Origin of the sequence: Citrobacter sedlakii (genome assembly GCF_018128425.1) — a bacterium.
Classification (GTDB): Bacteria; Pseudomonadota; Gammaproteobacteria; order Enterobacterales; family Enterobacteriaceae; genus Citrobacter_A; species Citrobacter_A sedlakii.
Window position 1 is genome coordinate 175757 of record NZ_CP071070.1, and the last position, 14147, is coordinate 189903.

The following is a 14147-nucleotide window of genomic DNA, read 5'->3' on the forward strand; positions in this document are numbered from 1 at the left end:
GCCTCTATGCTTCAACACCATAAGAGTAGCCTCTTACCTGTTGAAAATCAACACCGGAGGCTGATGATGCCGCAAAGATGTATATTGTGCAGTTTAATAGTGATATGTCTCACTATTTTATTATTTACCTGGATGGTTCGTGATTCATTATGCGAATTACATATCAGACAGGGAAATAATGAACTGGCGGCGTTTTTAGCCTGTGAAGTGAAACAGTAAGAGCATCTGGCGGGGCGTTGTCCCCGCCATTCTTCTGGTGTGAAGCATTCTCAATGCACCCTTTTACTCTTTGCGTTACTGTGTTTTTCGCCCGATCGGCATAGCGCTATCGGGCATTATCATTATGCGTTTATTGTAACTGCAATTCCGTCAGACAGGTCTGGCTGTCTTCTCGTGTCGCAAAAGCATGAGACGCCATTTTCCCGTTGTAGCTCACCTCGATTATCCCTTCCATATTGCGCGGCAGCCACACGCCGATAAAGCCGTTCTGATGGCTTTTCATCGGTTTCTCAATTAGCACATCGCCTTTGCTGTCCGTGATTTTGACGTTAAATGTGGTGTCAGGCATTTCCCCCTGGCAGCCGGAGAGGCTGTGGTTAAAGCAGGGATGGGTCTGGCGCTGGTAGGGCGCAAAGGAAAGATAAAACTTTTCGCCCAACGGCAGTGTATACGACTGCTCGCCGGAAGAGAGTTTCAGCGCCGTACTGGTAATGGAGGCAGACAGGGGGAGCGGGCGCGCCTGCGGCGTCTGGTCAAGCGCATCGACCATCTGTTCGACGGTTTTACCGGCAAGCCCATGTTCCGCCAGGAAAGCGGCTTGAGGAGAAGCAGCGAAAACAGTGCCGCTGGCGAACAGGCCCAGCGTCAACAGCAGAGGACGTATAGACATTGTATCAATTCCATGTGAAAAGAAAGGATATCACTATAAAGCTTTCCCTAAGGGGAAGGTCAAAGCCAGACGAGGTAAAGTAATGCAAAGACAGGAGGGCAGGACGGAGATAAAAAAAATCCCCGCCGTCTGGCAGGGATTCTGAATACTGAGCTTTTAAAGCTTACAGGCTGGTTACGTTGCCAGCTGCCGGGCCTTTAGCGCCGCTTTCGATGGTGAAGGAAACTTTCTGACCTTCATCCAGAGATTTGTAGCCATCGTTCTGGATAGCAGAGAAGTGTACGAACACGTCTTTAGAGCCATCGTCAGGAGTGATGAAGCCGAAGCCTTTGTCAGCGTTGAACCATTTTACGATACCAGTCATTTTACCGGACATAGTGTATTACCTTTTAAAAAATAAGTGTGCCTTTCGGCGATATGGCGTGCTTTACAGATTTTTTAAGCGTTAAAGGAAATGCGCACTACGAGGGGTATCAACGATAACTCTTGAAGGGGACTGCCTTACTAAACTGCTTTAATGGTCTGTACGTCAAACCGTTGAACGCATTAACTCATGTTACGCCGGGTGATGCAACTTTTATTTTACTTCTTTCTGCTTTATGGTCGAAAAACGGTCCTGAAACAGGACCGTTCATCCTAAGAGACAGGTCATTCCATCAACTGCTTACTGAGCGCCGGGTTAGCTTGTATCAGGCGCATCAGCTTCAATTCGGTACTCGAAGGCTTCACGCGTTTCGATTCCCATTCCTGAACCATGGCGACAGACACGCCTAACGCTCTGGCGAAATCGTCAATTTTAAGTCCGCTGCCCCGTCTGCACTGTTCAATGTCAGTGAGGGAGGCGGATTTTTGCGTCAGGGTCGTTCTCGGCAATTCATCTTTAAAAACAATTTGTTCCAGGCTGCTCAGCAGCTCAAACATCGGATCTTTATATTCCATTTAGAACTCCTGTAAATCACACAGCGGGATCGTGAATTTCATCGAAGCCAGTTAAGAATAGTCGTAAAAGAGAAAGTTTGTGGGCCGTCACAGTTTTTAGTGGATGAAAAGACACGTTTCAGCGCCGCGCAGGATTATTTTGTAGCCTGCTAAGTATCTGATAATGAGCGGATTACGCTACGGTAAAGGACGTATTGTAAAGATTGCAAAAATATGACGCTTCCCGACAGGCGCGCACCTGTCGGGAAAACATCAGGCTTTTTGCGTGGCGTTGCCCGGTTCTTTTGCCGTCCCCGGCGAGGTGGAGAGCTGGCGATTACCCACCCAATATTTCACCATCAGGGCGAAGGCGGAAACCAGCGCAGGGATCGCCAGGAAGGTGAAAATGGTTTCAAAAGCCAATTGCGCCTGCATCAGGAACGCGCCGCTAAACGCGCCAAGAATGCCGCCGAAGCGTCCCAGACCCAGCATCCATGCCACGCCGGTGGCGCGCCCCTGAGTCGGATAAAACCCGGCGGCCAGCGCGGGCATGGACGATTGCGCACCATTCATTATCGTCCCGGCGATAAAGACCATCACGCCCATCAATACCAGACTGCTGGTAGAGAACCCGACCAGGCAGACGAACACCCCGGTCAGCAGCCAGCCCACCGCCACCACTTTGTTCGGGTTGAACTTATCCATTAACGCGCCGAGCACCAGAACGCCAATACCGCCGCCCAATGGGAAGAGGGCGGTAATAATCGACGCCTGGCTCAGGGTCGCGCCCGTTTCGCGGATCAGCAGCGGCAGCCAACTGGTCAACAGATAAAAAATCAGCAGACCCATAAAGTAGGTCAGACAGAGCATGACTGTCCCGAGCGCATAGCGCGGTGAGAAGATCACGCCCAGCGCCGATTTCTCTTTTACCTGGCCGGTTTCATGCAACACAAAATGGGTGGCGTCGGGAACGGGGGCGATGCGGCGCAGAATCGCGCCAATTTGCTGTTGGGATCTGTTTTTAACCACCAGATAACGGGCCGATTCCGGCAGCAGAAACACCAGTATTACCGCCAGCGCCAGCGGCATCACGCCGCCGAGGATCAGTACGCTCTGCCAGCCGTAGTGTGGTATTAACCACGCAGAGATAAAGCCACCCATTGATGAGCCGATCGGAAAGCCGACAAACATCAGGTTCACCAGCAGCGCGCGGCGGCGCTCCGGGGCATATTCGCTCATTAAGGTGGCGGCATTCGGCATCGCCGCCCCCAGCCCCAGCCCGGTTAAAAAACGCAGCGCGGTCAACTGATTGAGCGAACTGGCAAAGGCGGTCAGCAGGCTGAAGCCGCCGAAGACGATGATCGACATGATCAGCACCTTTTTGCGGCCAATCCGGTCCGCCATCGGACCTGCAGTCAGCGCCCCGACGGCGAGGCCGACCAGCGCAGCGCTCATGACTGGCCCGAGCGCGGATTTTTCCACGCCCCATTCGGAAACCAGATCGGAGGCAATGAAGCCAATAATGGCGGTGTCGAATCCGTCCATCGCGACGGTCACAAAGCACAGCACGAGAATCATCCACTGGTATTTCGAGAAAGGATGCTCGTTAATAAACGCTTGAATATCAGTCGTTCTGTTTGTCATGCGGTTATTCCTGCAAAAGCAAGGCGGGGGGACAGAGGCTTTTTTATATTCTCCACCGCAGGCGTTGAAATTGAATGTGCGATTATCGAACATTTATTCGTTAATCGTTCGTTTAATCAAAACATTGAAGTGACGCCTGGGCAATCGTTCCGCCGTGGTTAACGTGCGATAATCGGTCGAATTAGCCGGATATTGTCGGTAAACGGAGTAAAAGCGCTGATAAATCATAGTGCTATTTCTGTACCGCGCCATTCTTCTGACCGCGGTAATTGTGATGTAATTAACAATAAAGTAACAAGTCAGGGAAGGATGTCTGGTGATATAAATTCCGCCACAAGATTATGCAGAAGGGGTATCCTGCGAAGCTGACCTGGACTATCCTTGTGAGCGTCAGGCACGCGTATTGCGTTGTGCGCATTTTTGGGTGAAAGGAGTATAAAAATGGCGACAGGTAAGTCCTGCTCTCGCTGGTTTGCGCCTCTTGCGGCGTTATTAATGGTAGTTAGCCTGAGTGGGTGTTTTGATAAAGAAGGCGATCAGCGTAAAGCGTTTATCGATTTTCTGCAGAATACGATGATGCGTAGCGGTGAGCGCTTACCGACACTGACTGCCGATCAGAAAAAAACATTCGGTCCGTTTGTATCTGATTACGCGATTTTGTACGGCTATTCGCAGCAGGTGAATCAGGCGATGGACGCCGGTCTGCGCCCGGTCGTTGATAGCGTAAACGCCATCCGTGTGCCGCAGGATTATGTCACGCAACGCGGGCCTCTGCGCGACTTAAACGGTTCGCTGGGCGTATTGGGCCAACAGCTACAGAACGCGAAGCTGCAGGCCGATGCGGCGCATGGCGCGCTGAAACAGGGCGACGATCTGAAGCCGGTGTTCGATCAGGCGTATAAAAAAGTGGTAACTACTCCAGCCGAGGCGTTACAGCCGCTGATCCCGGCCGCGCAAATCTTTACCCAGCAACTGGTGCAGGTGGGCGATTTTATCGCGCAGCAGGACACCCAGGTGAGCTTCGTGGCGAATGGTATTCAGTTCCCGACTTCGCAGCAGGCAAGCCAGTACAATACATTGATTGGACCGCTGGCTTCGCAGCACCAGGCTTTTAACCAGGCCTGGAGTGCGGCGGTGAATGCCGTTCAGTAACCGTTAAAAGCCCGAGGGCGAAGTGGCCGGTCGGGCCAGTTCACACCCCTGCCGGACGAGGCGACGCCGCCCTCCGGCAGGGGTATCCATTACCCCGCCACCTGCGGATTCACGCAGTTCTTCCTGACCTTTCCTTGCAGTGCGTCAAGCAAATTATCCACCGCGCAGGCCGCCATGTTGTAGCGGGTTTCATGCGTTGCCGAGCCGATATGCGGTACCGCCACGACGTTGTGCATTGACAGCAATGGAGAGTCAACCGGCAGCGGCTCCTGTTCAAACACATCCAGACCGGCGGCCTGAATCTCACCGTTTTGCAGGGCGGTCACCAGCGCCTTTTCGTCGACCACCGGACCGCGCCCGGCATTAATGAAAATAGCCGAACGCTTCATATGGGCGAACTGTTCCGCGCCAAACAGATGATGCGTTTCGTCGGTCAGCGGCAGGATCAGACAGACAAAATCTGCTTCCTGCACTAGCGTATCAAGATCGCAGTAACGCGCGTTGAAACGTTCTTCCGCTTCGGGATGGCGGCGGCGGGCGTTGTAAAGAACCGGCATACTGAAGCCAAAATGCGCACGCTGCGCCAGCGCGAGACCAATACGTCCCATACCGACGATCCCCAGCGTTTTATGGTGTACATCAGTGCCAAACCAGTCAGGGCCAATACTTTTGGTCCATTGGCCCGCTTTAACGCGTTCGGCGACGTCCACCACCCGGCGGGCGGTCGCCAGCACCAGCGCCATGATCGTGTCGGCCACGGTCTCCGTCAGTACGGTCGGCGTGTGCATCAGCAGCACGTTACGCGCGTTCAGCGCCTCCACGTCAAAATTGTCGTAACCAACGGAAATGGTTGAGGCGGCACGCAACCTCGGCATCTTCTCCAGCAGCGCGCTGTCGACGGTTTGACTGGAGCCGAGCAGACCTTCCGCGTTGGCAAACGCCTGGGCGTACTGTTCAACCGTCTCCGGGCGCAGATTCGGCACCTGGGTAACGGTGACATGTTCTTCCAGGCGGTGCAGTAAATCGTCGGGTAACGCTTTATAGAGAATAATGGACGGCTTCATACGACTCTCCATGAATGTGATTTTACGCGTGGCGTGCGCCAGTCGGTAACTGCTGATTATTCGCGGGTCTGACAATCAGAGTTAGCCATACGGAGGCGAAAAGCGCCACCCCCATAAAAATGTACGAGGCGGACGGGCTGCCGGTGACGCCGTTCAGGTAGCCGACGAACCATGAGCCTAAGAACGAACCCAGCGCGCCCATACTGTTGATGAGCGCCATCGCGCCGCCAGCGACGTTACGCGGCAGCATTTCGGGAATGATGGCGAAGAAAGGCCCGTACGGGGCATACATCGCCGCCCCGGCAATCACCAGCAGGATGTACGAGGCCCAGAAATTATTCGCGCCGACCGCCCAGGAGCCGATGAAGGCGAAAGCGGCAATCAGCAGCAGCGGCCAGACGAACAGTTTGCGGTTCTGCAATTTATCCGATGCCCAGGAGGCCAGAATCATCGCGACCGTTGCTGCCAGGTACGGCACGGAGGAAAGCCAACCGACTTCGACCATGCCGAGGTTCGCGCCACCGTCGCGAATAATGGATGGCAGCCACAGCACGAAGCCGTACACGCCGATGCTCCAGGTAAAATATTGCAGGCAAAGCAGGATAACGTTACGGGAGCGAAACGCCTCGCCGTAGTTACGGACGGCCTTGATGCCCTGTTGCTCCTGTTCGAGTTGGGTTTGCAGCGCTGTTTTTTCCGCATCGGACAGCCAGCCGACCTGCGCCGGTTTGTCGCGAACCAGCGCCCACCAGCAGAATGCCCACAGAATGGCGGGAACGCCTTCGATGATAAACATCTCGCGCCAGCCGAGCGCCTGGATCAGATAACCAGAGACCACCGACATCCACAACACAGTCACCGGATTGCCGAGGATCAGGAACGTGTTGGCGCGGGAACGCTCCGAACGAGTAAACCAGTTGCTGATGTAAATCAGCATGGCGGGCATAACTGCGGCTTCGACCACGCCAAGGATAAAGCGGATCGCGGCCAGCGCGGGAATGTTGCTGACCACGCCGGTCAACGACGCGCAGCCGCCCCATAAGATCAGACAGACGAAGATCAGCTTGCGCACGCTGCGGCGCTCGGCGTACACCGCGCCGGGGATTTGGAAGAAAAAATAGCCCAGGAAGAACAGCGCGCCGAGCAGCGATGAGATCCCTTTGGTAATCCCGAGATCCTCGTTAATGCCCGCTGCGGAAGCGAAGCTGAAGTTTGCGCGGTCAAGATACGCCAGGCTGTACGTGATAAACACGATTGGCATGATGTACCACCAGCGTTTTGCTGCATTTGTTGAGCTTGCCATAGTCAACCTCTGTTGTTTATGCCGCCGCTGTCTGTAGGGTACAGGGGGCCGTTATCATGACGTGACGTTATTCGCCTAACGTTTCACGTGTGGGTAAACCTTCGCTGTCGCCCTGTACCTGAATCGCGAGCGCGCCAATTTTATTGCCGCGGGCGACTGCCTGAGCCAGCGTGCGGCCTTCCAGCAGGGCGCTGATAACACCGACGGCGAAACCATCTCCGGCACCGACGGTGTCTACAACGTTGTCCACCTTGACCGGCGCAACGCTGCCTTTTTCACCGTCGTGGGTTTTATACCAGGCGCCGTCTGCGCCCGTTTTCAGCACCACGGCCTTCACGCCGTGACGCAGGTAGAAATCCGCAATCCCTTCCGGCGTCTGCTGGCCGGTTAATATCATTCCTTCCTTCAAGCCCGGCAGCACCCAGTCGGCCTGAAAGGCGAGACGGTTGAGCTTCTCGACCATTTCTTCTTCGCTTTTCCACAACGTTGGGCGCAGGTTGGGGTCGAAAGATATACGCTTTCCCTGAGCCTTAAAGGTGCGTGCGGTATGCGCCAGTAATTCATATGAACTGCTGGACAGCGCTGCCGCCACGCCGCTCAGGTGCAAATGACGGGCGCGGGAGAAGTATTCTGCGTCAAAGTCTTCCAGTGAAAGACGGCTGGCCGCAGAGCCTTTACGAAAATACTCCACAATGGGATCGGTTCCATTTTCAACTTTCGATTTCAGCTGAAAGCCCGTAGCGTAACCGTTGTCAACGGTCACGCCCTGCGCGTCAATCCCCTCTTTTTGCAGGGTATTGAGCACAAAGCGCCCGAAACTGTCGTTTCCTACCCGGCTTACCCAGCCGACCTTCAGGCCGAGCCTGGCCAGTCCGGTCGCAACATTCAGTTCGGCGCCGGCAACGCGCTTGATAAAGCGATCGACGTCCGCCAGATCCCCGGTTTCTGTCGCGACAAACATCGCCATCGCTTCGCCAAGGGTGATGACATCCAGTGCATTTTTCATGGGTTACTCCTTGCGTAAAACGTCGACGTAGCGGCGGGTGACGGCGGTCAGATCGGTCCCTTCCAGCGGAAACTCGATACCACGCGGTACGTGTGCAGGCAGCGCTGAGAGAAGCGCCAGCCAGCGCGGGTCGGCCCGATCCGGCGGGATAGCGCGGTAGCTGTCGTGGTGCCGTGTCGCTGCCTTAACGTGGACGTATCCAACAGAGGACGCCAGTGCATTGGCGGCCTCTTCCGGCGAGTCGCCTACCCACAGCCAGTTGCCCATATCAAACGTCAACTGTACCGTAAGCGCCTGCTGCTGGCAGGCGGCGTTAAAGCGCCGCATTGATTCAAGACGACCGCAGGCGGTTTGGTCGTTTTCCACCACCAGCGCCATGCCGCTGCTTGTGAGCCAGTCGCGCAGCGTGTCAAACGAATCAATATGCTGAAAATGGCCGAGTGAAACTTTCAGCCACAGCGCACGCAGCGTTTGCGCTTCCTGAAGCAGCGCGGGTAACTGCGGGTTGAGGCTGGCGTCGGTGACGAACAGCGGTTGCGGCACGGAGTAGCAGGCCTGCAGCCCGACGCTTTCGATGGCTGAGGCCAGCGCCGGCAGGGCGTTCAATTCCGCGTCGGTAAACATCTCGCGGCGTATCTCAACGCCGTCGGCGCCTGCGTTGGCGATCACCGGCAGCATCGCGATTTGTCCGCCCGCATCGCGTACGGTGTCATAACCATACGCGGCGGTGACCACCATAATTTTTCTCTGCATGAGGACCCCCGATCTTGCGTGCTTTTTATTACGCTAGATGGAACCGGTTCCAAAGAAAAGTATAGTGTGTCGAAATTATGATCGCCATCACGAAGGGAGATTAACGGGCGGTAGAACCGCGGACGATCAGCTCGCCGGAAAAAACCTGCTCATGGATAGCCTCGCTGCCGCCTTCTATGCGGCGGACTACCTGCTCTACCGCGGCGTAGCCAATCTGCCAGGTGGGTTGTTTTAACGTGGTGATGCCAACACCCGCCAGCTCTGCCCATTCCAGCTCGTCAAAGCCCAGCAGGCCGATGTCGCTGCCCCAGTTGAGGCCAATGCGCTTCAGCGAACGGGCGACCTGCAAAGTCAGCGCGCCGTTAGCCGAGATAACCGCCTTACGCATGCCACGGTGCTGCTGGTGAAATTGACGCAAGGTGTTATCTAACTGCGCGTTTTCCGCCAGCGGGACTTCGGCGTTCTCTGCGACCACGCCAGGGTAGCGCGCCAGCGTGGCGCGAAAAGCGTTGAGGCGTTCGCGGCGGGTATTGACGGTCCCTAACGGCTCGCTAAGAAACAGTAGCGCCTCAAAGCCTTGCTCGAGCAAATGCTCAGTGGCGGTGGTTGCGGCCTGCGTGTTATCCAGTCCCACCACGTCGCAGGCGAAGTCAGGAATTTTCCGGTCGATCAGCACCATTGGCAGCGCGGATTGTTGCAGACGGTTTAAGCCATCCTCGCGCATACCGACAGCGTTCACAACAATCCCTTCGACCTGATAGCTGCGCAGGAGATCAAGGTAGTGCAACTCCTGATCCACTTCGTTGTTGGTGTTACAGACCAGTGGGGTAAAACCCTTCTCGCGGCAGGCGGCTTCTATACCGCTGAGCACGTTAACGGAGTAAGGGTTGGTGATATCGGCGATAATCAGGCCGATGAGACGGGTGCGGCCTCGCTTCAGGCTGCGCGCCATCAGGCTTGGTCGATAGTCGAGATCAGCAATGGCTTTTTCAATACGCGCCAGCAATGCCTCTGAAAGCAGATGCTTTTCGCCGTTCAGATAGCGTGAAATACTGGTTTTACCGGTTTTTGCCGCTTTCGCCACGTCGCTGATGGTAGGGCGCCCTGATTTACTCATCGCTGATTTCCTTACTTTAGATGAGCATACCTTAGCGCGAAAATACCCGGTGGCGCTACGCCTGGCGGGTAGGGGAATCGATTTTCCGGGCCGGAAGGCGTTCAGGCCGCCATCCGGCACAAGAATTACTGAATAGGGCTTAAGGTGATTTCGACGCGGCGGTTCTGGGCTTTGCCTTCCGCGGTGCTGTTGCTGGCGATCGGGTTCGCCGGACCCATACCGCTGGTGCGGATACGGTTAGCGTCTACGCCCTGAGCGATCAGCGAGCTGGCAACGCTATCGGCACGCTGTTGCGACAGACGCATATTCAGATCGTGGCCGCCTGTGCTGTCGGTATAGCCAATGACGTTGACGGCGGTTTTCGGGTATTCCTTCAGTACCATCGCGACACCCGTTAACGTGTTCGCTCCCGCTGGCTTCAGCGTGGCGCTGCTGCTGTCAAAGGTGACGTTGTTCGGCATATTCAGAATGATGTTGTCGCCGCTGCGCGTGACGCTCACGCCGGTTCCCTGCATTTTTTCACGCAGCTTCGCTTCCTGCACATCCATGTAATAACCCACGCCGCCGCCCAGCGCCGCGCCGGCTGCTGCGCCTATCAGCGCGCCTTTGCCGCGATCTTTCTTCGAGGATGACAGCGCCCCAATACCCGCGCCAACCAGCGAGCCAATCCCGGCGCCGACGCCGGATTTACCCGCTTCGCGTTCACCGGTGTAGGGGTTGGTTGTGCAGCCAGATACCGCCAGCGCGCCGCTCACGATAGCAGCAATGACTAAAACACGTTTCTTCATCTTAATTCCTTAATGTCTTTCTTATTTTTACCACGGCAAGCGTGGCGGTAGATTATGACGTGTGAAGTTGAAGAAAATTCCAGGGATCTCTCTGAAATTTGTAAGTAACATTGAACAGAGAAATACATCTACCCCTCTTCAGGAGCGCCATTTTGCCAACGCACAAACCGGTGTTAACCGCGGCCCACTGGGGGCCTGTCCTCGTGGAAACAGACGGAGAGACCGTCATTTCTTCCCGCGGCGCGCTGCCCACGGAGCATCCCAATTCGCTGCAAAGCGCAGTTCGCGATCAGGTGCACAGCAAAACCCGGGTGCGTTATCCCATGGTGCGTAAAGGTTTTCTTGCCTCGCCGGAAAGGCCACAGGGCGTGCGGGGACAGGATGAATTTGTGCGGGTGAGCTGGGACGACGCCCTGGCGCTTATCCATAAGCAGCACAAACGTATTCGCGATACCTATGGCCCGTCCTCTATTTTTGCCGGTTCCTACGGCTGGCGCTCCAACGGCGTGCTGCACAAAGCCGCCACGCTGTTGCAGCGTTATATGGCGTTGGCAGGGGGCTACACCGGGCATCTGGGGGATTATTCCACCGGCGCGGCGCAGGCCATCATGCCGTATGTGGTAGGCGGCAGCGAGGTTTATCAGCAGCAGACCAGTTGGCCCGTTGTGCTGGAACACAGCGATGTGGTTGTACTCTGGAGCGCCAATCCCCTGAATACGCTAAAAATTGCCTGGAACGCTTCGGATGAAAAGGGAATCGCTTACTTTGATGCGCTGCGGCGCTGCGGCGCAGCGGCAAACGGGTGATCTGCATTGATCCTATGCGATCGGAAACCGTCGATTTTTTTGGCGATAACATGGAATGGATCGCGCCGCACATGGGCACTGACGTGGCGCTAATGCTCGGTATTGCCCACACGCTGGTGGAAAACGGCTGGCATGATCAGACATTTCTGGCGCGCTACACCACGGGCTACTCACTATTTGCTGAGTACCTCACTGGACAGCGCGACGGCATAGCCAAAACCGCTGAGTGGGCGGCTGACATTTGCGGCATTCCGGCAGAAAAAATCCGCGAACTGGCGGCGATTTTTCACAATAATACCACTATGCTGATGGCCGGTTGGGGAATGCAGCGTCAGCAGTTCGGCGAGCAAAAGCACTGGATGATTGTCACTCTTGCGGCAATGCTTGGGCAAATCGGTACCCCGGGGGGCGGTTTTGGTCTCTCTTATCACTTCGCCAACGGTGGAAATCCGACGCGCCGCTCCGCCGTGCTGGCCTCAATGCAGGGGAGCTTGCCTGGCGGCACTGATGCGGTGGATAAAATCCCGGTTGCGCGCATTGTCGACGCGCTGGAAAACCCCGGCGCGTCTTATCAGCATAACGGCATGGATCGTCACTTTCCGGATATCCGTTTCGTCTGGTGGGCGGGTGGCGCCAACTTTACCCATCATCAGGACACCAACCGACTGATTCGTGCCTGGCAGAAGCCGGAGCTGGTGGTGATTTCCGAATGCTTCTGGACCGCAGCCGCTAAACACGCCGACATTGTACTGCCCGCCACCACCTCCTTTGAGCGCAACGATCTCACCATGACTGGCGATTACAGCAACCAACATCTGGTGCCGATGAAACAAGTTGTGCCGCCGCAGTATGAGGCGCGCAATGATTTTGACGTGTTTGCCGAACTGAGCGAGCGCTGGGAGCGCGGCGGCGGACAACGTTTTACCGAAGGGAAAAGCGAACGGGAATGGCTGGAGACATTCTACAACATCGCTGCCCAGCGTGGGGCCAGCCAGCAGGTAACATTGCCGCCGTTTGCGACTTTCTGGGAAGCCAACCAGCTGATCGAAATGCCGGAAAACCCGGACAACGCGCGGTTTGTGCGTTTTGCTGATTTCCGTCGTGACCCGGTTGCGCATCCGTTAAAAACCGACAGCGGCAAAATCGAAATCTATTCCCGGCGCATTGCCGGTTATGGCTATGCGGATTGTCCCGGGCACCCGATGTGGCTGACGCCGGACGAGTGGCACGGCAACGCGCAGAAAGGCCAGCTTCAGGTGCTGTCGGCGCATCCGGCCCATCGTCTGCACAGCCAGCTTAATTACAGCGAACTGCGTGAACGCTATGCGGTGGCGGATCGTGAACCGGTTACAATTCATCCCGACGACGCGCTGGCGCGCGGCATCCGTGACGGCGATACGGTGCGGGTGTGGAATCATCGCGGGCAAATTCTCGCAGGGGCCGTGGTGAGCGCTGGCATTAAGCCGGGCGTGATCTGCATTCACGAAGGAGCATGGCCGGATCTGGATCCTGCCGCCGGAGGCATCTGCAAAAACGGCGCGGTGAACGTGCTGACCAAAGATTTGCCCAGTTCCCGACTGGGCAACGGCTGCGCGGGGAACACCGCGCTGGCGTGGCTGGAAAAATATTGCGGCCCCGCGCTGACGCTTACGGCGTTTGATCCGCCTTCCAGCTCATAATCCAGGTGGGATGCTGGGTATCCTCCTGCCATGCGCTGTCTTCAATACGAAAGCCCATCGCATGGTAGAAGTTCACCGCGTTCTGGTTTTTTTGATACACCTCAAGACTCAGCTGCGTAAAGCGCTGTTGCACATACCGCACCAGCGCTTTGCCGATCCCACTGCGCAGCGCGTCAGGCGTGACAAACAGCGCGCCTAAAAAACGATCTTCCAGTACGCTAACGAACCCTTTCAGAAAGTCGTTATCCTCCCACACCCAGGTTCTGGCGGCGGGCAGATACACGTCGCGCACGATCGTTTCGCTCTCGCGCCAGTAGTGTTCAGGAATAAACGGATGGGCAAAGATCGTGCTTTCCAGCCACAGCGCCAGAATCGCCGTCCTGTCGGCGCTACGGGATTCGCGAATCATATTTTTCTCCCGGGTGGCAAAAACAGCCGGTGATATGGTCATTGACCAGTCCGCACGCCTGCATAAAGGAATAGCAAATGGTCGTACCGACGAACTTGAAGCCCCGTTTTTTCAACGCTTTTGACAGCGCGTCGGAGGCGGGCGTAGAGGTTGGGATCTCGCTCAGCGTGGCGGCCTGCGTCACTTGTGGTTGATGGTCGACAAATGACCAGACGAACTGCGCAAATGGTTCGCCGTTTTGCTCCATCGCAAGCCAGGCGCGGGCATTGCCAATGATGGCCTGAATTTTTCCGCGATGACGGATGATGCCCGGGTCGAGCAGCAGCCGTTCGACATCCTCTTCCTGCATCGCCGCCACGCGAACGGGATCGAACTGGTGGAAATTGACGCGATAGTTCTCGCGCTTTTTCAGCACTGTAATCCACGACAGGCCGGCCTGCTGGCCTTCAAGGCAGATCATTTCAAACAGTTTTTTACCGTCGGTTTCGGGGACGCCCCATTCTTTGTCATGGTAGGCAATATAAAGCGGGTCCTGGCTGACCCAGCCGCATCGTTCCATACTTTCCCTCGCTCTCTGAATTGCCTTAAAAATTTCATTCTGCGCGCCTTGACGCGTCTG

Annotated in this window: 14 protein-coding genes and 1 pseudogene; 3 read left to right on the top strand and 12 right to left on the bottom strand. The window is 56.0% G+C overall.

The genetic code is table 11. The features are described from left to right. The first annotated feature begins 66 nt into the window (after positions 1–66). A complete protein-coding gene (hokA, locus tag JY391_RS00850) occupies positions 67–219 on the top strand; it encodes a type I toxin-antitoxin system toxin HokA (RefSeq protein ID WP_120714894.1) in 153 nt (50 codons plus the stop codon). Between the two features lie 130 nt (positions 220–349). Here the strand turns inward: hokA and cueP are convergent, their stop codons facing one another. The 4 genes from cueP to JY391_RS00870 form a co-directional block, all read right to left on the bottom strand. Then, on the bottom strand, positions 350–889 hold the full coding sequence (gene cueP, locus JY391_RS00855) for a copper-binding periplasmic metallochaperone CueP (RefSeq protein ID WP_205612602.1): 540 nt from the start codon (positions 887–889) through the stop codon (positions 350–352). Between the two features lie 163 nt (positions 890–1052). Beyond that, on the bottom strand, positions 1053–1265 hold the full coding sequence (cspE, locus tag JY391_RS00860) for a transcription antiterminator/RNA stability regulator CspE (protein WP_000014594.1): 213 nt from the start codon (positions 1263–1265) through the stop codon (positions 1053–1055). A 272-nt stretch (positions 1266–1537) separates the two neighbouring features. After that, on the bottom strand, positions 1538–1828 hold the full coding sequence (locus tag JY391_RS00865; RefSeq protein WP_042286829.1) for an HTH-type transcriptional regulator: 291 nt from the start codon (positions 1826–1828) through the stop codon (positions 1538–1540). Positions 1829–2080: 252 nt separating this feature from the next. Then, entirely contained in the window at positions 2081–3451 is a 1371-nt protein-coding gene (locus JY391_RS00870; protein WP_200035549.1) for an MFS transporter, read from the bottom strand. Between the two features lie 441 nt (positions 3452–3892). Here JY391_RS00870 and JY391_RS00875 point away from each other — a divergent pair, with 441 nt between their 5' ends. Further along, a complete protein-coding gene (locus tag JY391_RS00875) occupies positions 3893–4603 on the top strand; it encodes a DUF3053 domain-containing protein (RefSeq protein WP_211935100.1) in 711 nt (236 codons plus the stop codon). Between the two features lie 89 nt (positions 4604–4692). On the opposite strand, the gene ghrB is transcribed toward JY391_RS00875, so the two are convergent. The 6 genes from ghrB to JY391_RS00905 form a co-directional block, all read right to left on the bottom strand. Then, positions 4693–5667, bottom strand: coding sequence for a glyoxylate/hydroxypyruvate reductase GhrB (gene ghrB / locus JY391_RS00880; protein ID WP_060570233.1), 975 nt, complete (start codon positions 5665–5667; stop codon positions 4693–4695). Positions 5668–5689: 22 nt separating this feature from the next. Further along, positions 5690–6970 (bottom strand): MFS transporter, encoded by a 1281-nt coding sequence (locus tag JY391_RS00885; protein ID WP_042286817.1) that lies wholly within the window; start codon positions 6968–6970, stop codon positions 5690–5692. 67 nt (positions 6971–7037) lie between these two features. Then, a complete protein-coding gene (locus tag JY391_RS00890) occupies positions 7038–7976 on the bottom strand; it encodes a sugar kinase (protein ID WP_042286815.1) in 939 nt (312 codons plus the stop codon). A gap of 3 nt (positions 7977–7979) precedes the next feature. Next, positions 7980–8729 carry a sugar phosphate isomerase/epimerase family protein gene (locus JY391_RS00895; protein WP_211935101.1) on the bottom strand — a complete coding sequence of 250 codons (750 nt, stop codon included), beginning with the start codon at positions 8727–8729 and terminating at the stop codon, positions 7980–7982. Positions 8730–8829: 100 nt separating this feature from the next. After that, positions 8830–9846 (bottom strand): LacI family DNA-binding transcriptional regulator, encoded by a 1017-nt coding sequence (locus JY391_RS00900; RefSeq protein WP_060570230.1) that lies wholly within the window; start codon positions 9844–9846, stop codon positions 8830–8832. 125 nt (positions 9847–9971) lie between these two features. Further along, positions 9972–10634 (bottom strand): OmpA family lipoprotein, encoded by a 663-nt coding sequence (locus JY391_RS00905; RefSeq protein ID WP_042286803.1) that lies wholly within the window; start codon positions 10632–10634, stop codon positions 9972–9974. A gap of 149 nt (positions 10635–10783) precedes the next feature. Here JY391_RS00905 and JY391_RS00910 point away from each other — a divergent pair. Next, a pseudogene (locus tag JY391_RS00910) lies at positions 10784–13119 on the top strand (molybdopterin guanine dinucleotide-containing S/N-oxide reductase). Here the strand turns inward: JY391_RS00910 and JY391_RS00915 are convergent. After that, entirely contained in the window at positions 13088–13528 is a 441-nt protein-coding gene (locus tag JY391_RS00915) for an N-acetyltransferase (protein ID WP_211935102.1), read from the bottom strand. The pseudogene JY391_RS00910 and the gene JY391_RS00915 overlap by 32 nt on opposite strands. Further along, a complete protein-coding gene (tag, locus tag JY391_RS00920; protein ID WP_211935103.1) occupies positions 13509–14087 on the bottom strand; it encodes a DNA-3-methyladenine glycosylase I in 579 nt (192 codons plus the stop codon). Before tag ends, JY391_RS00915 begins: the two co-directional genes overlap by 20 nt. Positions 14088–14147 lie beyond the last annotated feature (60 nt).